Genomic DNA, 23,365 nt, shown 5'->3' with positions numbered 1-23,365 from the left:
AAAAATGGATCTAAGTCAAAATGTATTTACAGACAAGGTTAGATTTTCTATATTTCTTTTTTCATCATTCTAATTGTAAAATAACCCAATAAAGCAATAATGATCCCAAGAACAGACCAAAGCCACAATTGATTTTCGAATAGAGGTTTTGCGGTGTCGATTGTCGGTTTTGGAATGTTAGTTGCATCGCCGAATTGTAGACTGGAAATGTTTTCTGGAATAGAAATAGAAGTTTTCGCTATATCATAATTAGGCGCTTTATCATTTGTTTTACCGTAAACAAGAAAATATGTTGTTGGTTCGGTAAAGCGAGCTGTCAATGTATGTATATACCCTTTAAGATTAACATTAGAAATTTTCAGAGGTTGATTATCATTGTTAGAAATAATGATGCGAAGTTTTTGAGCCATAATGCTAGGTAACTGAAAACTGTTTTCTTCCATAGAAGAAAGCGTTCTTGTGGCTAGCGATCTGTAGTTGTAGTGATATCCTTTTTCTGTTTTAACACTGTCTGCAAGGTATTGTATTGAAATAGGCCTGTAGTAGTCAATGTCGTCATCTACGGTAAGTTTTAAAAGGTTTAATGGAGCCCTACTTTTTAAATCTACCTGAATAATAGTGTTCTTTTTTTCTTGCGAAACATTAAATGAACTGACGGAATACTCACGGTATAGCGCTAATTTTTTCGCTTTCTTTAAAACTTTTACAGATTCTAATGTTGGCTTCTCAATGCTTTTAATCAATAGCCTATAATATTTGAAATTAGCATCAGGAAATTTCAATCTAGTAAATGAGTAATCTGTTTGATCGTTAACAATAGAAAGAATACGGTAATCATCTAAAACGGTGAACCATTCTGTTTGATTTTGACTTCCTTCAAGAGTAACAAGCCAATTAAAATTGGGTTCTTCGAAGTTTAATTTTATCTCATTAATGGTTTTATTCTCGGGTAATTCATAAGTATAGAAAAACCCCTGGGCATTATTGACTGTATTCAAAAGATTAAAAGAAATCGATGAGTTTGCCTCTACTGCTTTTGATACCTTATGAAGGTAAGGCGCTTCAATTGTATCGGTTGCGGTTAAGCCGTAAATTCGGATATCGGTAAAATTCGAATTTACATTTTCTAAGACTTCATTTGGTAATTCAATTGTGTGCCATTGATTCTCTATTCCTTTTAATTCTATTTTTTTTGAATAAGATTTCATCTGGCCAAAGCAAAATGATGTAGACAAAAAGATAAAGAATATGAGAAGGCTGTTATTTACTTTCATCTGCGATAATGTATTTGTATTTATTATAAAGAAAAGAAATGATCAGTAATAAAACTCCGAGCGAGACAAATACAATAGTTTTAGAAATAGTATTCAATGATGAAATGTCATAGAAAAATAACTTGATCAAAGTGAAAGAGAAAAGAGTTATCGCACCAATACGAAGGTGTTTTTTCTTTTTCCAGATGCCTAAGGCAATTAGTAAAAGAGCATAAAGACCCCATAAGATACTCAAGCCTAATTTATACGATTGCTCTGAACCTGCTAAATCCATCCAATTTAATAACTCACTACTTGCTATCCAGATAATGGATATATGCAAAAGAATTTCGAAAGGTACTTTATAATTGATTTTCATGAAGTTTCGTCGAACTAATCTATGAATTGAAAATAATAAGAATGCAAAAAAAGCGAAACCAATATATCTGATATATATGTTGTAATTGCCTATTTGATAATATTCAGAAAGTTCTTGTGTTATAAAATTTTCTCTTAGTTCACTAAAGGTGTAAAGCCCGTTACTAAGAAACGCTAATACAACGAATAGGCTAGAACATAACGCAACTATGCCTAACGCTTTGTTTTTAATTTTAAAGGTATTTAGTAAGCTGAGAACACTAACGAAAAGCATTGTGTAGATAAACTTCCATATAATTCCTAAATCTATTAAGTTGTAATTATAATCAGGGTAATAACTGTCAGTTTCTAAATGCTGTATTTTAGATGCTTGAAAAGCATCGTTCCAGTAATAGCCTATCTCTAAATAAAATGAGAAATATAGTGTCAAAATAAATATAGCGGGTAGCCCAATCTCCATCAATTTATTGAGTGCCGTCTTCTTTTCTAGATTAAATTTCATCTGAATCCAAGTCATAAAACTAAATGCAATAACACAAAGTAAAGAAGTGAGCAATGTAATATTGAAGAATGGTTTGGGTTTTTCTAAACTATCATATGAGCCTATATGTTCATACGTATATGTCCAATCCATAATCAAACTTAAAATGGCTAATACCATCATTATGTAAGATAAATGTTCGTAGAACGAAACCTTTTTAGTTCGTCCTATCCAAAAAAGTAGCGCAGCTTCAAATGCCCAAATGAGAGTTACCCAGTTACCATCTAATTGTACTGGTATGGCAATGGTTATAAACGTAAGTACAAAGCCGGAGGTTAAAAAGAATAATTTTCGGTCTGCTAATTTTTTCTTGTAAATGAACAATGTTACCGAAAAATGTATCAATGCATTTATTATCGTGAAAAGTCCTAAATATGACTCGCCATTTTCATAATCGTACAGCCAAGCAATTCCAAGGCCATAAAAAATGAATGAATTCAATAAAATTAAGATGATATCTCCAACCTTAAATTGTTCTGATTTTAGCAATTTGAAAGCTAAAAATGTTGCATAAAAGATGAGAAAGAAAACTGTGAGAAAAGTAAAGCCCATATAAAAATCTGCGTCTATGCTATTAAACGCATACCAAGCTCCATATATCAACCAAGTAAAGGTAAATGAGACATAATAAAGAGCTTTCCAATATTTTTTTAAAGAGATGACTAGTATTCCAATATTTATAAGGGCCATGTAGCTGAATAAAACTGTGGTGTTTCCAGAATTATTACTCAGTAAAAATGGCACACCATATGCACCAACCAAACCAATATGCGCTATTACTTGTTTATTATAGTTAAGGGAGGCTACAACTCCAAAAACAGTGCATAATAGCATAATGCCGAATGCGAATAGTTGCGGAAAAAGTCCGTATAAGTCATAAGCAGCGAATGTGATAAAATATAAGATGGCCAATGCACCACTTATTAATACTGCGCTGTAACTTTCATATTTTACTTTTAATTTAAAAGCAAAACCTAATAAGCCTAAACCAACTAAATAGCCAAGGATTATTCGAGTAAGCGGACTTATTAAATTGTTTTCTATAGAGTATTTTGCGCCAATGACAACACCGATTACAGTAATTAAAATTCCAATTTTATTAATGAGGTTTTCTCCGATGAATTCTTCAAGGCTTGATTTTCTTTTTGGAGCGGAAATTTTCTTAACAGATTTATCAATAGGTTGTTCTTGAGCAGCAACCGGGACTTCATTGGCCTCATTTTGTGTTTGTATTAATTCAGGTTCATTGAAAACAGTAGGATTTAATACGTGTTCCTTTTCAGGTTCATTGGCTGGTTCTTCTTGTGCTTGACTAAACTTAATTGCCTGAGTATTTTTGAGTATTTGAATATCTCTGCGAATTTCATTAACCTCAATATTAAAATCTTGCTGCTTTTTTAAAAGAAGTTCTAATTTTTGCAACAGTGTATTAATTTGGTCTTGGTCGTTAGCCATAAAGATTGGTTTATTGTAGCTTTTAATTAAGTTGTCTTAAGATAAACGTAAAAGATGCAAATATGTTGGCAAGAATATTCAGCTTATCTTAAATAAAATATCCCTGAAACTGGTTTAAGTGTTTCAGGGATATTTAGGTAAAATTGTTTTGCAACGAAAATCAATGGCAGGTGGTTATTTTTCAAAATATAAATAGATGTACATAGCGGCACCAAAGTTAGAAGCATCGGTAGATGCTAATCTCCAACCGTCTTTTGCATAACTGTTTAATTTTTCTTGAATATCTTTTTTCGAAGAATCAACAATATGATATTTATCGAAGGTTAATTTAGAATAATAAATAAGAGTTTCAACTTTGTATTCTTTCATTGGTTTTTTTATTTGACCATAAAAAGGGCATTTGCGAAAAATAGTTTTCCATTTTCCCAAAAGCCTCTAAAAAGTGGATTGTCAATCATATAGATTACTTGACCTCGACCCATATCTTCAGTTCCGAAAATTAATGTTTCAGCTATTTCCTTTTTAGCTTCGCTACCAGCGAAACCAGATACCGGTTCGTTCGCACCTTCACTAAGATAAACGGCACTACCATTTTCTAGATATTTATATGCTCTAGCTCCCAATTTTAAAGTGAAATAGGTGTCGTCATAACCATATGCTAAAGGATTTGTATTATCTACCGTAGCTTTAAAAATAGCCCCTGTAATCGTTGATTTAATCTGTTCTCTTTCAGATATTTCAAAAGAGGATATCGTATTGGTTGAATCTTTTTTAATTTCTTTTGCTGTTAAAGAGAAATCTTTATCTGATGCCGTTAAACCGTCAATAGCACCACCCATCGCAATTAATTTCCCTCCACGTTTTACCCAGTCTTTTATTTTTTCTTTAATTTGAGTTGATAAAAAGCTGTTATAACCTCGTCCATCGGGTAGAATAAGAATATCATATTTAGTTAAATCAACTCTAGCAAAATAATCCTCATCTAATACTGATATAGGGTAGTTTAATTGTTGTTCGAAAAAGTTCCATATTTCTCCAAATCGAAGGGTAGAGGTAGGTTCCCCTGATAGAACTGCAATGTTTAAGTTTTGAATTAGATCAACATAACCAGAACCAAAGTCCTTACCACTTTCTACAAAACCTGTGTTTGTTGAGATTAGGTTTTTATTGTGATTTTTCGACGCATTTGTCAATAACTCATTAAAGTTCTTCACTTGTTTGTTATCACTTTTAGTAATAATTAGCGTACCGCGTTCATGAGCTATACCGTCTAGTGTGAAAGGCTTATGCGCATATCGAACACGAATTTTATTTCGTAGTAGTTCGGCTAAGAATTGTGCATCTTTCATACTGTTCCAATCAGCTAAATATGCATAGCTATCTGGTTTTGCAGTTTCAGAATTTGTATTAAAAGTGTTAGCGATAGTACCGCTAACATTACTCTCACTTGCAATTGCATCTAGACCATAGGCATAAGGTAAAGACCAGGCCGTAATATCGTACGTAACCGAATCACTTAGCTTAGCTCTAGGTTCAAATAACACCTTTACCAAGGTACTTTTCGGTTGATCGGAAGAAATAACGATGCTCTTATCTGAGCTTCTTAAAGTTCCAGATTTTCCTGTTGTATAATTGTATCCTTTTACAGAGCTATTACTACCGATTTTATATTCTATTTCGTGTTTACTCAACAGAGTTGTTAAAGCTTCTAGTTTATCAGGGTTGCCATTTAATACATAACTATTGTATTTATAATCCTTTTTTTGATGAAACTTCTTAAACTCATCATTTAACTTGTTTACATTTTTTGAAGCTACTTCTACAGTTGACAAACCAGTGGTGTAATGATGAGCTATACGATCTTTTAAAGTAAGAGTATCTCCAATACCAGTGATGATACCTAGGCCAGCTCGACCACCGCCACCTTGCTCATACGTCATACCAATGCCACCGTTATACGTGGGGTAGGTATCTCCATAACTTGGATAAAGAAGGTCGAATACCTCTTTTGTAAAATAGAACCATCCGTTTTGGTCAAAATATTTAGCATGATTTTTTCCAATAGTCTCTTGAAATTCTCTCTGAAAATCGGTAATAACTTCATGAAATGGTTCCGCTGCCGGAGCAAAATAGTATGGATTATCAACGCCTTGCTCGTGAAAATCTACATGTACGTGAGGTAACCATTTGTTGAACTGTTTTAAGCGTTGTTGACTTTCAACTTGTGTTAACCAAGCCCAATCACGATTTAAATCGAACATGTAATGATTACTACGACCGCTCCACCAGTTTTCATGATGCTCTTTACTATTAGGGTCTATTTGGTTTGGTGAATTTTTGAATTGGTTGTACCAGTTTACATAGCGATCTCTACCATCAGGATTAATACATGGGTCTATTAACACAACAACATCTTCAAGGTAACTACGTTTTCCTGTCAATAAATCGTAAATGGTTTGCATTGAAGCCTCAGTGCTTACACTTTCATTACCATGAACATTGTAACTAAGCCAAACAATAGCTTTGTCAGGTGTACCTTCTCCTTTAATACCTTTCAAATGTTCTAACCTTATTTGTTCTAGGTTATCCATGTTTTCTTTGGTAGAGATGGTGGCTAATAATAATGGTCTACGCTCATTGGTTTTACCGTACTCAATAAGATTCATTCGTTGTGGTTCAGCTTCCGACAAATATTTGTAGTAATCAACAACTTCGTGATGTCTGGTAAACTGTGTTCCTAATTCATAACCCAAAAATTCTGAAGGTGATTTTAATTGGGCTATACTTAATAGAGGAATAAATAGAAGGGCGTAGCGTAAAATTAGTTTCATATGGTTATTTGTATTCTGTACTAGTCAAATCTATTAAATTATATGCAAAATTTGATGTATTTTACAGGTATTTCACCGAGTAAATGAGTATTTAATACTTGTTGTAATTAACTTATATTTAGGAAATGTAAAACGAAAGGGTTTTATATTTACCAAGTTTTAATTTTTATATGGATATTGACTGTTTGCCTTTAGAAAAGACTGGTTATTTTTCAAAACTAATTTGCGATTATATTGCTGCAGATTCTAACCTAAAACCATTATATAATCGGTTTCCCGATATAGAAGGTTTTAAGGGACAAATAGAGGAAAAGAGTAAAAACTTCACTGACGAGCATAGAGATGTTTTGTATGGTTCAATGATGAATCAATACCGAAACACAATTAAATCTAAAAGTACTACTGATAATATTGAACTTTTAAAAGAGAACAATACGTTTACAATTGTAACAGGTCATCAATTAAATCTGTTTACGGGGCCTCTATATTTTTTATATAAAATTATTTCTACGATTAATCTGACTAAAGAATTGAAGAAAGAATATCCGAACAAGAATTTCGTACCTGTTTATTGGATGGCTACTGAAGATCATGATTTCGATGAAATTAATTACTTCAATTTTAAAGGTTTAAAGTTTCAATGGAATAAGCAAGTGTCAGGAGCTGTAGGGCATTTGGCGACGGAAGGTTTAGATGAGGTATTTACTTTGTTTGCAAATTCTATAGGTGATAGTATCAATGCCAAAGAGTTGAAGCAGATGTTTGAAAATGCATATTTAAAGCATGGTAATCTAACGAGTGCTACACGATATTTGGCGAATGAAATATTTAAGGATTACGGGTTGGTAATTGTTGATGGGGATGATAAAAACTTGAAAAAATTGCTTGTTCCTTATATGAAGAAAGATATTTTTGAACAAACCGCCTTTGAAACTGTTTCTGCAACTATTGAAGAGTTGCAAAAAATTTCTACTGATTATTCAGTTCAAGTAAATCCGCGCGAAATCAATTATTTTTATTTGAAAGATGGTATACGTGAACGTATTATCGAAAACAAAGAAAATTATATTGTCAATGATACATTAATTTCTTTTTCAAAGGAAGAATTGATTGAAGAGATGGAAGCTTACCCTGAGCGCTTTTCTCCGAATGTAATAGCTAGACCTTTGTATCAAGAGGTGATACTACCTAATCTATGTTATATAGGTGGTGGCGGTGAAATTGCTTATTGGTTAGAACTAAAGGCGGCATTCGAAGCAATGAATGTACCTTTTCCTATTTTACTAGTTAGAAATTCTGCGCTAATTATTACCGAAAAGCAAGCTGATAAATTAAAGCGAATGAATATTTCTATTTCAGATTTATTCTTAAAGCAAAATAGTTTAATCAACAAAAAAATCCGCGAGATTTCAAATATCGATATTGATTTTGGTCCTCAAAAAAAACTACTAGAAGATCAGTTTAAGGACATGTATGCGTTAACCGAAAAAACGGATAAGTCATTTTTAGGTGCTGTTAAGGCACAAGAAGTCAAGCAAAAAAAAGGTTTGAATGCTTTGGAGAAACGCTTGTTACAAGCGCAAAAGAGAAAATTAAAGGATCAGGTAGTTCGCTTAACAGATATACAGAACGAACTTTTCCCCAATCAATCATTACAAGAACGTCAGCTTAATTTCTCAGAGTTTTATTTAGAATACGGTAAAGAATTACTTCCAATGTTATTCGAAGCACTACGGCCGTTAGAATTGAATTTTACAGTGATTACCAAAAAATAGAGTATGGGCAAGAGTGTATCTCTTAATAAGATAACAGTACTTGCCTTTATTTCATTTCTTGCAATTACTTTGATTACCTTATTTAAGAATGCGTTGGAGTTAGAAGACGCAGAACAAGCCTATTATTCTCAATGGTTACGATGGGGTTATGATGACCAACCACCATTATATACTTGGCTACAATACGGTGTCAATAAAATTTTCGGAATAAACAGAATCTCATTTTCCTTCTTACGAGGAATTTTATTTGCAGGAATATTGCTGTTTCTCTATCGCTTCTCAGTAATGAGAATAAAGTATGTGGACAAATCTAAACTAGCTATATTGTTGCTGGTTTTAATACCAGTGTTTATCGATTTTACATTTAGAAGGCTATCGCATACAAGCCTTTTGTGTTTTAGCATTATTGGCACTTATTATTGTATTCAATTAATGATTCGTAAAAAATCGTTTTTGAATTACCTGCTATTTGGTGCATTTATAGGTGTTGGCTTGCTTTCGAAATACAATTATATTTTCTTTTTAATATCGTTCATATTAGTTTCTGTTTGGGACAAGGAGTTAAGATGCGCTGTTTGTAATCCTAAAATTCTTGTTTCCATTTTAGTTTCACTTTTGTTGATAGCTCCTCATAGTTACTGGCTAATAGGGCCAGAAGGGTTTGAGTCTTTTTTGCAAGAAAGTGTAAAGGAGAAAGTCGGTAATGATAAAGGTTTACATGGTTTTACTTTTGTTCCTGTTTTGGTTTATTTAAAAGGATTGTTATCCTTAAGTTTTATGATTCTGGTATTATTGGTAATAGCTTATTATTTGAAAATCTTAGAATTTAAGAAGCCGGGTTTCAATTGGTTTACTAAAATGTTGTTGGTGCAATTACTTATTTTAGGATTATTTTTTCTGATTTTTCAAAGTCCGAAGGTAGAAACTAGATGGCTATTACCTTTATGTATCCCTTTTACTGTTTTGTTGTTAGAATCAGTTGAGCTAAATCGTAGTAATAAGTTAGTTACGATAGGTTTTTGGCTCTTTTATGCTGTAATCCTTATACAAACGGTTAGAACTCCGATTGAAAAGCTTCTAGAAATTCCATCTTCCGTACATTTTGGTTTTCAACCAGTAGCGAATAAGTTATCTTCAAAGTATATCGATTATCAATGGGTGTTGCCTAATGTAACTTACGCGGGTAATGTGCGTTTGTTGCATCCTGAAAAAATCATATTCTCTACAGATGATTATTCGTTGTCTAACAAGAATAATAAAAATAAGGAATCGATTAAAGTTTCAATAGATAAGTCCATCAACCAAAGTAGTATAGCTGTTGATAGCATCATTGGTTTTGGGAAGGAAAAGGAGAATCTTTATTTCTACATCAACTAAGGAACTAGAAATGTACCGTTCCATACTTCATCTGATTTAGTAAATGCTATACGTATATGATTAGGTTGCTGTAGTTTTAGGTATTCTATTTTAGTAGGCGTTATGTCTATCATTGCAAAATAGTTTTCATCTTCAATATATTCTACCTGATCAGGATTTTTAATATTGCTACCTGGGCTATTATTTGTGATGTAATCTTTTTTATTGTTTGGTTGAATATTATTCCAATACTTTTTCAGTCTCTCAGTATCGCTAATTATTTTTGCAACGCCATCAATTTTTAGTTGCAATAATTTCTCAGGATGATAAAGAAGTAGGCTTATCTGATTATTTTCATTAATGTGATTTATTTTTTGAGTACGGCTATCGGTATATATGGTTAATTGTAACTCTTTTGAGACATGCCTTAATACGACTGTTCTTAGCCTTGCTATAGTTTCATTACCTACAGTTGCCATTGTAAAGAACCTAAATGGATGTCCTCTTTGTTCCACACCATTATGTATTTCCTTACTTAATTCGTCAAAAAAGGAATCAATCATTGCAGTTTTTTTCTAAAGGTAAAAATAATAGGATTTAAAAGTAGGGTAAAAGATAAGCTGGTTGTTATATAGGAAAGAGCTATGAAAAAGGAATTGACTTAGTTCAATTTTTTGGTTTAAAGTTGGTTTTTGATTTAGTAGAAAGCTCAGGGTGGTTCCTGAGCTTTACTTTTTTTAAAACATAGTTGTAAGGTTATTGAAAGTTTAGCGACTCAGTTATTGAATACAGATTGCTATGAAAAAGATTTTTTAAGGTATTCGGTTTAATAATTGTTTGAATAGAAAGCCCGGGTGATTCCCGGGCTTTTGTTTTTTATACTTTAAAATTAAAATTTTTAGAAAGGCAAGTAGTGGTATACTTTGTTCTTTACCAGATCAATAAAACCTATTGATCAAAGTAGCACTATCACTTCACCTTATATTCTAGGCGCATTGTAATAGATGCAGTTTTATTTTTAGAAGAAGTGTTATAAGCGCCACCCCAACTATAATCTTCTCCAGAATTTTGACCTGTAATCTGAAATACACCCATATTGGCAGAAACTAAATCACCTAAATTACTACCTGCATTTTCGGCTATTTTTTCAGCACGAATTCTAGCATCTTCTGTAGCTTTTGATATCATTTCAATCTTCAAATCAGCCAATTTGGTGTAATAATATCTTGGCGGAGATGAATTAAATTGAACACCTTTATTTAATAGCTCTGTAATTTCACGAGATACTCCTTCAATTAAAGCTACATCTTCAGATTCAATATTGAGTGTTTGTATTAGTTGATAACCACGAAAAATGTCTCCAACATAATTGCCATTTTCATATTGGTTATCACGCAGTTCATTGGTCTGAACACTATTGAAAATAATACTGGTTGCATCAATTCCTTTTGATACTAAATACTGGCGGACAATTTCTTTATCGTTGTTCAACTGGTCGAAAGCAGTCTTTAAAACCGTACTATTCGTGGAAAATTGACCATCCCAAACAATAAGGTCAGATGTGAAATTTTCATTTCCCAAACCGGTAACCGATATGATTTGAGGTGGGCTCGCTCTCTGCACATAAGCATTGCCTAAAAAATAGGCAGCGATGATAATAGCTGCGCCAAAAATAATTGCACTTACTTGTTTCATTAAAATTTTTTTTAAATCCGATTTAAATATAACTAAAAGATACTTTTCAAGAACCGTCAATTTGCTATTTTTGCCCATGCAAAATAAAGTCCTAATACTAGATTTTGGTTCACAATACACTCAATTGATTGGTAGACGTGTACGTGAGCTGAATATTTTCTCTGAAATTAAACCATATAATAAATTACCAGAAGATCTTTCTGAGTATAAAGCTGTGATTCTTTCAGGATCTCCTTTATCCGTAAGAGGTGATGATGCGGTACACCCAGACTTATCAGAAATTCGAGGTAAAAAACCGTTACTTGGTGTTTGCTATGGTGCACAGTATTTGGCGCACTTCAATGGTGGTAGTGTAGAAAAATCTAATACTAGGGAATATGGTCGTGCCAATCTTAGTTTTGTAAAAGAAAACGAACCATTTTTCGCTAATGTAAGTTTAGGTAGTCAAGTTTGGATGAGCCATGCTGATACAATAAAACATCTTCCAGAAAATACAAAATTATTAGCTAGCACCCATGATGTGGAAAACGCAGCTTTTAAATTCGATGGTGAAGAAACATATGCTATTCAGTTTCATCCAGAAGTTTACCATTCTAAAGATGGAAAACAAGTTTTAGAAAACTTTTTGGTGAATATTGCTAAGATGGAACAAACATGGACTCCTGACGCTTTTGTTGATAAAACAGTAGCGGAATTGAAGGAGAAAATCGGAGATGAAAAGGTAATATTAGGCTTGTCTGGCGGTGTAGATTCTTCAGTAGCAGCAGTGTTATTACATAAAGCTATCGGTAAAAACCTTCATTGTATTTTTGTGAATAACGGACTTTTACGAAAGAATGAATATACCGATGTTCTAAAGCAATATGAAGGAATGGGACTTAATGTGAAGGGCGTTGATGCTTCGGCACGTTTTTTGGATGAACTTGAAGGAGAGAGTGATCCAGAAACTAAAAGAAAGATTATTGGCCGAGTGTTTATAGAGGTTTTTGATGATGAATCTCATTTAGTAGAAGGTGCAAAATGGTTGGCACAGGGTACAATTTATCCTGATGTAATTGAATCTGTATCAGCAACAGGTGGACCATCACAAACAATAAAGAGTCACCATAATGTTGGTGGATTACCCGATTTTATGAAATTAAAAGTCGTGGAGCCTTTAAAAATGTTATTCAAAGATGAGGTAAGAAGGGTAGGGGCAAGTTTAGGTATTGATAAGGCATTGTTAGGTAGACATCCGTTCCCAGGGCCAGGTTTGGCAATTAGAATTCTTGGAGACATTACCAGAGAAAAAGTAGCGATTTTACAAGAGGTAGATGCTATTTTTATAGATGGGTTAAAAAAATGGGATTTATACGATAAGGTATGGCAAGCAGGCGCAATGCTTCTTCCTGTAAATAGTGTAGGGGTAATGGGCGACGAGCGTACCTATGAAAAATGTGTAGCTTTAAGAGCCGTAGAAAGTACAGATGGTATGACAGCTGATTGGGTGAATTTACCCTATGAGTTTTTACAAAAAACATCAAATGATATCATTAATAAAGTCCCTGGAGTAAATCGTGTCGTATATGATATAAGTTCAAAACCTCCTGCAACTATAGAATGGGAATAATATGAGATATATATTTAATCAAGTTTACATCATTTGGGCATTTTGCTTATTGGTCTCTTGCACTGCAATGGCCCAAAAGTTTAATACTCATCAAGTGAAATCAGGAGAAACTTTAGAAAGCATTTCTAAAATGTACGGAGTTTCACCTGCCAATATACTTCAGTATAATAAGGAAATAAAGGAAGGTCAAAAACTAAGACCTAATACTATTTTGGTCGTGCCAGGTAAAAAAATTGCAGCGGAATCTACAACATCAGTTTCGAGTCTTGGTAAAAAAGTGCTTCAAGATTCAGTCGTAGCAAGAGAGCCCATAGGTTATACCTCACATAGGGTAAGGAAAAGGGAAACAATTTTCGGTATTACCCAACAATATAAAATTACCGAAGAGGAGCTTAAAAAGTATAACACACAGTTATATGCATCACCATTACAAAAGAAGATGGAATTGCGCATACCTAAGTATAGGGCTCTAAAAAAGGAAGAGGTAGGGTTGAATGAAGATGATTATGAGAAGTATATTGTAGCGCCAAAAGAAACAAGGTGGAGCATCGCTCACAAATACGGAATTACCATTGATAGTATGTTGGTCTTGAATCCTAGTTTGTCTAAAACCAATAATTATCTTTCTGAAGGTTTTGAATTGTTGATGCCTAAAATTGCAGGTAGTAGTGTACAGAATCAGGTAACACAGTTATATACTTCATATACAGTACCAGCTAAGATGAATTTTTATCGTTTAGAACAAGACTTTGGTGTGAAATCAGATGAAATTGTTCGTTTGAATCCAGAAATTACGGAACGTGGTGGATTGAAAGAAGGTATGGTAATTCGTATTCCTGAGCAGAAAGTGGAAGCAGGAGTAATTAATACAGATAATTATATTTTTTACGAAGTTAAGCCGAAACAGAATGAATTTAGGCTTACTAGAAAATTTGGAATGACCTGGGCAGAATTGGTTCAGTTGAATCCTGATTTGAAAGACGGTTTAAAAGCTGGCATGATTTTGAAATTACCAAAAGACAAAGTGGGAGATTTTGAAGTGAAAAATTCCTTAGTACTAGATAAAGTGAACTTGATAGATAGTATTGATGTTGCCATGGTACCAAAGGTGTTATTCTTGTTGCCTTTTCGGTTAGATAAATTGAATTTAAGTGATAAAGAAGCCACAGAAAAGACTATCGATTCTAGAAATAGTTTAAAGTATAGTTTAGGTCTTTATTCAGGTGCACTCGTAGCAATAGATTCATTACAATCTTTAGGGGTTTCAATTGATGTGAAAACTATCGATAATCAACTAGACCTGGTAAGAACAAAACAAGTACTGCAAGGAGAAAATTTAAGCAGTTATAGTGCTGTTTTTGGGCCGTTAGATATGCCTTCTTTAAAAGAAACTGCTGTACAGGCAGCTAAATTTAATGTCCCTGTAGTGGCTCCTGTGCCGGCCAAGAGTGATATTAGTTTAAATAATGTATTCTTTTCATATACAGATGAAGAAGTGCTGTGGAAACATATGCTAGATTATGTTGAAACCAATCATAATGAAGAAACATTATTGGTAATTGCAGATGAAGAAAACAAGAACGGGAAAGAAGCTATTTTAAAAAGATTTCCTAATGCAAAAGTTGTTGTTGTAAAAGAGGAAGAAAAGAATGTAGGTATCAATAGAGACAAGTTACAGACCTTACTATCTGATAAGGTACCTAACTGGGTATTTGTTGAATCTGATAATTATAAACTGATTGCAAGTGTTGTTTCTATTTTGAATTCATTTAATAATACTGCTTTTGACCCAATATTAGGGAAGGATAAAGTAAGTGTGCGAATGTTTACTACAGATATGAATTCGGCATTTGAGAATGATGTAATATCGAATACACATTTGTCTAATTTGAAATTTACCTATCCATCGGTAAATCGTCAAGTAATTAATAATTCATTTGTTGAGCGCTATAGAAAACGTTTTGGTGATGATCCAGATCGATATGCGGTTAGAGGTTTTGACCTTACTTATGATTTGTTGTTGAAGTTGGCCTATAAAAATGATTTAATTGATGTTTCTAGATTTATTGGAGAAACGGAGTACAATGGGAATAAGTTCAATTACGAGAGAAAAGGGGTTGCTGGGTATTATAATCAGGCATCTTATATAATGATGATGGATGATTTAAGAATTAAAGAACTAGAATAAAATGACATCAAAAGTTACTTATAACGGGGAATTAAGAACAGAATGTGTACATCTTAAATCGAATGATTCATTTGTGACAGATGCTCCTGTAGATAATAATGGCTTGGGACAAGCATTTTCACCTACTGATACGGTTGCTACTGGTTTAGCGAGTTGTATGTTAACTATGATGGGGATAAAAGCAAACGGATTAGAGGTAGATCTAAAAGGTACTACAGCTACTATAACTAAGCATATGGCTGCTTCACCTAGAAGAATATCTAAAATAGAAGTAGAGCTCCATTTGCCAAAAGAAGTATCTGATAAGAATAGAAAGATTTTAAAACATACTGCAGATACTTGCCCTGTGCATTATAGTTTACATCCAGATATTGAAAAAGTAATAACTTACAATTGGGATTTATAAAAAAACCATATTTCATTCTTATTCTATCGGTGCTTTTCAGCATTTCAAATCTTCAAAGTCAAGAAGAAGTTGTTTGGGAGCCCGAGTTTCGATTTACATGGAATGATTTTAAAGGGGCAGTGCCAATAGGTTCAACTGCTGCTGCAACAACAGCTAGTGGAATCAGTTATAATTTCTCGACGTTCTATGAAAATGATGAATTGACTATCGATTATAAGGTTTACGCATATTTTTATCCTACTCGTTCTTGGTATAGGTCCGATGTTTGTAATGAAGTAACCTTATTACATGAGCAGTTACATTTTGATATTACTGAGCTATATGCCCGTAAAATGCGTAAAGAATTAGCTGAAGCAAAGTTTACTGAAAATGTAAAGGCAGAAGTTCGTAAAATATATAAGTCAACACTACGTCAGCTTAATGATTTTCAAAATAAATACGACTCAGAAACTAATTACTCTAGAAATTTAACTGTTCAAGAAAGATGGGTAAGTGATATTGAATCTGCACTAATAGAGTAGAGATTAGTCTAGTTCTGTAAATTAAAAAAGCACTTCTTTAAGAAGTGCTTTTTTATACTTTAAATCTATTGATAACTACACATCACAAATAGTAATGCCTTGTTTTAAAGCAGCCAATTTATCGTCCCAACTTGGTACGAATTCTTGGGCAACATGGCCAGTGTATCCGGTTTCTAAAATAGTTTTCATTACTGCTGGATAAAAAATTTCTTGTGTTTCATCAATTTCATTTCTTCCTGGGTTTCCACCTGTATGATAGTGACCGTAATATTGGTGATAATCTTGTATATTTCTAATAATATCTCCCTCCATAATCTGCATATGGTAGATGTCATATAATAATTTGAAGTTTTCTGAACCAACAGTTTCACAAAGAGATACACCCCATTCAGAGGTATCGCACATATAATCCTTATGATTTATTTTACTGTTCAAAAGTTCCATTTGTAAAACCACTCCGTGTTTCTCGGCTAAAGGCATCAATTGTTTTAGTCCTTTTGCACAATTTCTAAGTCCTACCAAATCAGCCATTCCATTTCTGTTTCCACTAAAACAAATTAGGTTAGTATATCCTGCTTCGGCTACCAATGGTATTACGCGCTCGTAATCAGCAATTAACTCTTCGTGTAACGAGAGGTCGTTCCATCCTTTTTCAATTCCCATGCCCGCACCCCAGCACATAGAAGCGTGAATGTTATATTTTTTTAGAAGCGGAAATTCATCTGGTCCTACCAAATCGATAGAACGTATGTCAAGTTCCACTAAATTTTTTAAAAAATCTTCAAAAGGGATGGTTCCATAGCACCAATAACAAACACTATGATTAATATTGTACTTTAATTTATCTGCTGTTTCTGTCTTTTTATTGTTTGCCGTAGCAGCTGAAGTGGTTAAGAATCCGACAGAGGCAGCTGCTGAAGTCCCAATAAAATTTCTTCTTTTCATGTTAATTGAGTTGTTGAATTCTTAAAGATAATTTTTTTTAGATTTAAAAATGGAAATAAAACCCGATAGGCAAAAGTTAATAGAATTAGCCCATTACCGAATGCCTTTTGGTAAATACAAGGGTAGGTATTTGGTAGATTTGCCGGAGTCCTATTTGGTTTGGTTTCAACAAAAAGGATTTCCTGATGGTAAATTAGGAGATTTATTGCGATCTACGTTAGAAATCAGAACAAATGGTCTAGAATCCATAATTCGAAAAATACAGAAACATTTTCCTAAAGAAACCCGTTAAGTTCTAACCTCAATTTGTAACTTTGTATCCCGTAACATAGAATTCTATACATGGCACAAACCAAATACATCTTCGTTACGGGAGGCGTTACTTCATCATTAGGAAAGGGCATTATTGCTGCATCCTTGGCGAAATTACTGCAATCTCGCGGCTACAAAACTACCATTCAAAAATTGGATCCCTATATAAATGTGGATCCAGGAACACTTAACCCGTATGAACATGGTGAATGTTATGTGACCGATGACGGCGCAGAAACCGATTTGGATTTAGGCCATTACGAGCGATTTTTAAATGTTCGTACTTCTCAGGCTAACAATGTTACTACCGGTAGAATTTATCAAAGCGTAATTGAAAAAGAACGTAGAGGTGAGTTTTTAGGTAAAACGGTACAAGTGGTTCCCCATATTACTAACGAAATAAAAGAACGTGTTCAGTTGCTAGGTAATAGTGGTGAATATGATATTATTATCACCGAAATAGGTGGTACAGTAGGGGATATTGAATCGCTACCTTATATTGAAGCTGTACGACAGTTACTTTGGGAATTAGGAGATAATAATGCCATAGTTATACACTTAACATTGGTGCCTTATCTTTCTGCTGCAGGTGAATTGAAAACAAAACCTACACAGCATTCTGTTAAGACTTTGATGGAGAGCGGAATAAAAGCCGATATTCTTGTATGTAGAACAGAACATGAGATATCTGATGAGATTAAGGATAAATTAGCATTGTTCTGTAATGTAAAGCGCGAGGCGGTTATACAAAGTATAGATGCATCTACGATTTATGATGTTCCTCTTTTAATGCAAGAAGAAGGACTTGATACGGTTACATTACAAAAATTAGCATTGCCGAATACTGTTGAACCTGATTTAGACCGTTGGAACGAATTTCTTGCGAGGCATAAGAACCCAAAGAATGAGGTGACTATTGGTTTGGTAGGTAAATATGTAGAATTACAAGATTCTTATAAGTCTATTTTAGAGTCGTTCATACATGCAGGTGCTACTAACGAAGTTAAAGTGAATGTAAAATCTGTGCATTCAGAGTACATTACATCTTCAAATTACGAAAACAAATTAAAAGGTTTAGATGCAATTTTAGTCGCACCTGGTTTTGGTGAGCGTGGTATTGAGGGTAAAGTAAAAGCTGTTGAGTACGCACGAGTTATGAAAATACCATTTTTGGGTATTTGCTTAGGAATGCAAATGGCGGTTATAGAATACGCACGTAATGTCTTAGGCCTTACTGAAGCAAATTCTACAGAGATGGATGAGAATACTCCAGATCCTGTAATCAGTATCATGGAAGAGCAAAAAAATATTACAGATAAAGGGGGTACCATGCGTTTGGGAGCTTGGGACTGTGAATTGAAAGAAGGCAGTTTAGTTCAAAAAATGTACAATGGTGCTACGCAAATATCTGAACGTCATCGTCATAGATACGAATTTAATAATGCTTATTTAGAGCGATTAGAAAATGCTGGTTTACTTGCCACAGGTTTTAATAAAAAAACTAATTTGGTTGAAATAATAGAGTTAAAAGACCACCCTTGGTTTATTGGTGTACAATATCATCCGGAGTATAAGAGTACGGTAGCTAATCCTCATCCATTATTTGTTGGTTTAGTTAAGGCGGCTTTAGAACATAAAAAGGCACAAACTAATGCCACTATGGCATAAACTTCATATTTGGGCATATATTTGCTTTCTTAAAATTCAAATATTCCCAATTAATATAGAAATACCACATGGAAGAAAAGAAATTTGATGTTAAATCCATCATAGGCTTTGTGCTTATTTTTGGTATACTGATCTTCATGTTTTACCAAAATCAACTAACTCCAGAAGAGTTAGCGGCAGAAAAGGCAAAACAAGAGCAGGTTGAGGTTGCTAAGACATCTGAAAATTTAGAAACAGAAACTGTAGTCAATGATGTTCCTCAGTTAGACTTACAAGATTCTACAGCAGTAGCTAATTATCAAGGCAGATTGGGCGCATTTGGTTTTACTAAGCCATCAAATGCAACTACTACATTAGAGAACGATGTACTATTCTTAAAGATTAGTAACAAAGGTGGACAGATAATAGAGGCGAAGATGAAAAAATTCGTTACCTATGATTCTATTCCGGTTTATTTAGTAAAAGATGGTAATGCCTCTTTCGGATTAGATTTTTCAACGGCTGATAATCGCGTTTTAAATACTCAAGATTTATATTTTGAACCTTCATTAACCAATGATAACGGTAATCAAGTTCTTTCTTTAAAGGCTAAAACTGCAAACAATCAATATCTTGAATATAGATATGAAATGAAGCCAAATGATTATTTGGTTGATTTTACGATTAAGTCAAAAGGCTTGGATAATGTAATAAGTTCTAGCAAGCCAGTTCAATTAGACTGGAATTTAAAAGCAATACGTCATTCTAAAAGTATTCAATACGAGAATCGTTACACACGTTTGACGTATAATCATGAAGATGATAAAATAAGCAAACTTTCAGAAGGTAGCGACGATGAGGAAACGGAAGAAGATATAAAATGGATTTCTTACAGACAGCATTTCTTCAGTAGTATACTTGCCGCTGACGAACCTTTTAAAGGTGGTGATTTAACCTCAGTTAATTTGGTTGAGGAAGAAAGTAGAACTTTCGGATTTACAAAAGAATATGCTTCTTCTTTGCCTTTGGAATTGGAAGGTGGAGAGATCTCTAAAGATTTACATTGGTATTTCGGCCCTACAGACGTTGATACACTTTCAAAATATGAAGATTTAGGTTTAGTGGATTCTATTCCTTTTGGGTGGGGTATTTTCGGTTGGATCAACCGTTATGTATTTACCCCTTTCTATTCTTTAATTAGCACTTATTTTCCTTATGGTATTGCCATTGTTATTATGACGATTTTGGTTCGTTTAGCAATGTCTCCTGTAACGTATAAGTCTTACTTGTCTCAAGCTAAAATGAAGGTGTTGAAACCTGAGATTACCGAGTTAGGCGAGAAGTACAAGGATAATGCAATGAAAAAGCAGCAAGAAACCATGAAATTATATGGTAAAGCAGGGGTGAGTCCCATGAGTGGTTGTATACCGGCGGTAATACAGATGCCTATATTTTATGCGCTATTCATGTTTTTCCCAACATCTTTTGCGCTACGTCAAAAATCATTTTTATGGGCAGATGACCTTTCGTCTTTCGATACCATTTATCAATTCCCAGAAGGTTTTTCAATTCCTTTCTATGGTGACCACGTTAGTTTATTCCCAATATTAGCATCGATAGCTATCTTTTTCTATATGATGATGACTACGGGGCAGAATATGCCAACACAGCCAGGTATGCCTAACATGAAATTTATCATGTACTTAATGCCATTTATGATGTTGTTTTTCTTTAATAACTATGCGAGTGGTTTGAGTTTGTACTACTTTGTTTCTAACATGATTACTATTGGTATAATGCTGGTCATAAAGAATTTTATCTTGGATAATGATAAAATTCATGCCCAGATACAGGAAAATAAAAAGAAACCTAAGAAGGAAAATAAATTTCAGAAGAAGATGCGTGAAATGATGGAACAGGCAGAATCTAATAAGAAGAAATAATAGTATTTCATTTGGTTTCAACTTATAAAAAGAAAAGCCCTTTCAAATTTGAAAGGGCTTTTGCCATTGATTAAGGATTGGTTTGGTAAGATTTGGGATGATAAAGATGTAAATAATTTGAAGTTTTAAAAAAACTTAGTTGTCAAGGGGAAGATATTGTATGCTAAATAACCCTGTGATGATGTTAAGAAAGGAATACTTTTTTATATGATCGAAAATTGAATAATATTATTTGAGTATTAATTCTATATTCTTCAACATTTCAGATGATAAATCTGTTCTAGTAGATTGTTTTGAAATAAAAAAAAGCCGCAATTTTAAAATGCGACTTTTCTACATTATCAATTAGGTTAAATTAATTACTTGTATTTGGTATCATTACTGTGTCAATGGCATGTATTACACCATTGTTAGCTTGAACATCAACAGCTATAATTCCAATTTCTGAATTGCCAGAACCGTCTGTGATAGTAACGTTGTTGTCACCATCTATGGTAAAAGTTAAGGTATCACCTTCTAATGTGGCAGGAGAGGTTAATCCGTTGCTTAAATCTCCAGACACAATATTAGTTCCAGAGATAACATGGTGATTTAAAACAGCAGTTAATACATCTCAGCTTGGTACTTCTGCTAAGTTGGCAAATGCTGAGTTAGTAGGCGCAAATATTGTAAATGGAGTAGGGTCGGTCCCGTTTGGTGTGCTCAAAACACTTACGAAATCTGGTTGCCCTTCAGCAGTCAATGCTCCTACGAGTGAACTAAAATTAGGGTCTGCAGTTGCAAAAGTAACTACACTTGGTAAGTCGATTACTGTATCTACAGCGTGAATGATTCCGTTAGTAGCAACAATATCAGCTGCTGCTACCGAGCTTATTCCATTTAATTTTACTCCATCGTCAACATTTACGTAAATACTTAAGTTGTCACCATCTGCGTTAGTTGCTGCAGTATTGAAATACGTGTTTGTAAGACTTGTTGCATTTGCGGCTGCACCAGAAATAACGTGATTGGCCAAAATAGTATTTAAGGCATTATCAGAAGGATTTGTAAAATTGTCAAAAGCAGAATTTAAAGGAGCAAACACAGTGAAATCAGTTTCTGAATCTGATAGTAAGGTAGTGAACGTTGTATTGTTGTCAGCAGTTAATGCGCCAACTAAAGATGTCAAATTAGGGTTAGCTACTGCGTGATCTACAATATTTGGAAGTCCAATTACGGCATCAACAATATGTACGACACCATTTATCGCCTTATTATCTGCAGCAGTAACATTAGAAGTTCCATTTAAAACTACACCGTCTTCTATATTTACGAACATACTCAGGTTTGCATCGTTAGCACCTGCAGTAGAAAGTGTAGAAACGTAACCAGTTGCCAAATCCGTCGATAAGTTTGTACCGGCTACTACATGGTTAAGTAATACTTGTGTAAGTACCTCGGTTGGAATCTCATCAAGACTATTAAAATCATTAGCCATTAAAAATGCTTCAAATGCTTCGTTTGTAGGAGCAAATACGGTGAACGGACCATCATTTGCTAAAACTGTAGGTAAGTCTCCCTCAGCCGCAACTAATGCGTCTACCAAAATACTTAAGCTTGGTACCGATACTGCCAATTCTGTAATCGACACTAACAATACATCGTTTAAGGCATCTAAAGCAGATTGTGGAATTAAAACCTTATCAATAATGTGTACAATTCCATTTTCTGTTTCTACATCAGCTGTAGTTACCGTAGCTATTTCGCCAGCGGCATCTGTAAAAGTTACACCATCTGTTAAGCTAACAGTTAGGTATTCACCTTGTAATGTAGTAATTGATTGTCCTTCTGTTAATTCAACAGAACCTACTGCTGCACCGGGTACAACATGATATGTTAGAATATTCGCTAATAAATCTTGTAGCTGTTCATCGTTAAAATCGTCTAGAGAGTCAAATCCATCCAAACGGGCTAATAAATCTGTAAAAGCTTCATTTGTTGGAGCTAAAACAGTAAATGGACCTTCACTACCTAAAGCAGCAATTAGGTCATTGTTTGCACTTTCATCAGCTTTCGATAAAGCGGCAACTAAAGAACTTAAAGAACTTGTTTTTTGAGCTGCTTCAACAATATTATCGTCATCTTCGATAATTACAGGATTTTCGTTGTCATCATCGCTACATGATGCAGCAAAGATTAGAAGCATTACTAATGCCGTAGATTTTAGAATTTTACCAAGAATTTTCATTTTTTTAGATTTATTGTTTAACAATTATTAATCAAACCTAAACAAAATAATAATTGAAAAAATTAATGATATGTTAAAAAACAGGAGTTAAATATTTAATATTATAGGTTTAATAGCTTTAAAGTATTGATTTTATAATAGCTTTTGGATTTTTAGTATTTAGTTTTGTTTATTAATATTTTAGAAAAGTTTAACAATAAAAATATGGTTCAGAGAGAGATTGTAATTTTTATCAAAATATTTATGCAAATAGAGTCACATCTTTTTTAGGAATCTTGTTACT

At 33.7% G+C, this 23,365-nt stretch carries 17 protein-coding genes and 1 pseudogene; 9 read left to right on the top strand and 9 right to left on the bottom strand.

What is annotated here, in order from left to right; genetic code table 11:
* Nucleotides 1-47: 47 nt before the first annotated feature.
* The 4 genes from AAC084_RS13425 to AAC084_RS13410 all read right to left on the bottom strand — a co-directional run bounded on the left by AAC084_RS13425 (nucleotide 48) and on the right by AAC084_RS13410 (nucleotide 6,458).
* Nucleotides 48-1,208, bottom strand: a complete 1,161-nt coding sequence (locus AAC084_RS13425; protein WP_339840723.1) for a DUF3999 family protein — start codon at nucleotides 1,206-1,208, stop codon at nucleotides 48-50.
* A gap of 52 nt (nucleotides 1,209-1,260) precedes the next feature.
* Complete coding sequence (locus AAC084_RS13420; protein ID WP_339840722.1) at nucleotides 1,261-3,627, bottom strand: DUF2339 domain-containing protein; 2,367 nt, start codon at nucleotides 3,625-3,627, stop codon at nucleotides 1,261-1,263.
* Nucleotides 3,628-3,801: 174 nt separating this feature from the next.
* Entirely contained in the window at nucleotides 3,802-3,996 is a 195-nt protein-coding gene (locus AAC084_RS13415; RefSeq protein WP_339840721.1) for a DUF4177 domain-containing protein, read from the bottom strand.
* An 8-nt stretch (nucleotides 3,997-4,004) separates the two neighbouring features.
* Nucleotides 4,005-6,458: a M14 family metallopeptidase gene (locus AAC084_RS13410; protein WP_339840720.1), complete on the bottom strand. Its 2,454-nt coding sequence runs from the start codon at nucleotides 6,456-6,458 to the stop codon at nucleotides 4,005-4,007.
* A gap of 170 nt (nucleotides 6,459-6,628) precedes the next feature.
* Here AAC084_RS13410 and bshC point away from each other — a divergent pair, with 170 nt between their 5' ends.
* Nucleotides 6,629-8,233 (top strand): bacillithiol biosynthesis cysteine-adding enzyme BshC, encoded by a 1,605-nt coding sequence (bshC, locus tag AAC084_RS13405; protein ID WP_339840719.1) that lies wholly within the window; start codon nucleotides 6,629-6,631, stop codon nucleotides 8,231-8,233.
* 3 nt (nucleotides 8,234-8,236) lie between these two features.
* Nucleotides 8,237-9,610, top strand: a complete 1,374-nt coding sequence (locus tag AAC084_RS13400) for a glycosyltransferase family 39 protein (protein WP_339840718.1) — start codon at nucleotides 8,237-8,239, stop codon at nucleotides 9,608-9,610.
* Here the strand turns inward: AAC084_RS13400 and AAC084_RS13395 are convergent.
* Together AAC084_RS13395 and AAC084_RS13390 are read right to left on the bottom strand one after the other, a co-directional pair.
* Nucleotides 9,607-10,152, bottom strand: a complete 546-nt coding sequence (locus AAC084_RS13395; RefSeq protein WP_339840717.1) for a pyridoxamine 5'-phosphate oxidase family protein — start codon at nucleotides 10,150-10,152, stop codon at nucleotides 9,607-9,609. The two genes, AAC084_RS13400 and AAC084_RS13395, sit on opposite strands and share 4 nt — an antisense overlap.
* 406 nt (nucleotides 10,153-10,558) lie before the next feature.
* Nucleotides 10,559-11,284 carry an SIMPL domain-containing protein gene (locus AAC084_RS13390; RefSeq protein WP_339840715.1) on the bottom strand — a complete coding sequence of 242 codons (726 nt, stop codon included), beginning with the start codon at nucleotides 11,282-11,284 and terminating at the stop codon, nucleotides 10,559-10,561.
* Between the two features lie 76 nt (nucleotides 11,285-11,360).
* On the opposite strand from AAC084_RS13390, the gene guaA reads away from it, so the two are divergent.
* The 4 genes from guaA to AAC084_RS13370 are packed head-to-tail and all read left to right on the top strand — an operon-like array spanning nucleotide 11,361 to nucleotide 16,008.
* Entirely contained in the window at nucleotides 11,361-12,893 is a 1,533-nt protein-coding gene (gene guaA / locus AAC084_RS13385; RefSeq protein WP_339840714.1) for a glutamine-hydrolyzing GMP synthase, read from the top strand.
* Between the two features lies 1 nt (nucleotide 12,894).
* Nucleotides 12,895-15,081 carry a LysM peptidoglycan-binding domain-containing protein gene (locus tag AAC084_RS13380; protein ID WP_339840713.1) on the top strand — a complete coding sequence of 729 codons (2,187 nt, stop codon included), beginning with the start codon at nucleotides 12,895-12,897 and terminating at the stop codon, nucleotides 15,079-15,081.
* A 1-nt stretch (nucleotide 15,082) separates the two neighbouring features.
* Entirely contained in the window at nucleotides 15,083-15,487 is a 405-nt protein-coding gene (locus AAC084_RS13375) for an OsmC family protein (protein ID WP_339840712.1), read from the top strand.
* Nucleotides 15,475-16,008: a DUF922 domain-containing protein gene (locus AAC084_RS13370; protein WP_339840711.1), complete on the top strand. Its 534-nt coding sequence runs from the start codon at nucleotides 15,475-15,477 to the stop codon at nucleotides 16,006-16,008. The genes AAC084_RS13375 and AAC084_RS13370 overlap by 13 nt, the downstream gene beginning before the upstream one ends.
* Before the next feature lie 75 nt (nucleotides 16,009-16,083).
* On the opposite strand, the gene AAC084_RS13365 is transcribed toward AAC084_RS13370, so the two are convergent.
* Entirely contained in the window at nucleotides 16,084-16,953 is an 870-nt protein-coding gene (locus AAC084_RS13365; RefSeq protein ID WP_339840710.1) for a TIM barrel protein, read from the bottom strand.
* Nucleotides 16,954-17,002: 49 nt separating this feature from the next.
* Here AAC084_RS13365 and AAC084_RS13360 point away from each other — a divergent pair, with 49 nt between their 5' ends.
* From AAC084_RS13360 to yidC, 3 genes are all read left to right on the top strand, one after another.
* Nucleotides 17,003-17,245: a DUF3820 family protein gene (locus AAC084_RS13360; protein WP_339840709.1), complete on the top strand. Its 243-nt coding sequence runs from the start codon at nucleotides 17,003-17,005 to the stop codon at nucleotides 17,243-17,245.
* Between the two features lie 50 nt (nucleotides 17,246-17,295).
* Nucleotides 17,296-18,933, top strand: a complete 1,638-nt coding sequence (locus AAC084_RS13355; RefSeq protein ID WP_339840708.1) for a CTP synthase — start codon at nucleotides 17,296-17,298, stop codon at nucleotides 18,931-18,933.
* A 68-nt stretch (nucleotides 18,934-19,001) separates the two neighbouring features.
* Nucleotides 19,002-20,855, top strand: a complete 1,854-nt coding sequence (gene yidC / locus AAC084_RS13350; RefSeq protein WP_339840707.1) for a membrane protein insertase YidC — start codon at nucleotides 19,002-19,004, stop codon at nucleotides 20,853-20,855.
* Nucleotides 20,856-21,210: 355 nt separating this feature from the next.
* On the opposite strand, the pseudogene AAC084_RS13345 reads toward yidC, so the two are convergent.
* Together AAC084_RS13345 and AAC084_RS13340 are read right to left on the bottom strand one after the other, a co-directional pair.
* A pseudogene (locus AAC084_RS13345) lies at nucleotides 21,211-21,450 on the bottom strand (fasciclin domain-containing protein); the annotation flags it as partial.
* An 18-nt stretch (nucleotides 21,451-21,468) separates the two neighbouring features.
* Nucleotides 21,469-23,082 (bottom strand): fasciclin domain-containing protein, encoded by a 1,614-nt coding sequence (locus tag AAC084_RS13340; protein WP_339840706.1) that lies wholly within the window; start codon nucleotides 23,080-23,082, stop codon nucleotides 21,469-21,471.
* Between the last annotated feature and the right edge of the window lie 283 nt (nucleotides 23,083-23,365).

The organism is uncultured Maribacter sp. (genome assembly GCF_963977385.1).
Classification (GTDB): Bacteria; Bacteroidota; Bacteroidia; order Flavobacteriales; family Flavobacteriaceae; genus Maribacter.
Note: the sequence above shows the minus strand (reverse complement) of the source record. Positions and strands in the feature narration are given on the sequence as shown.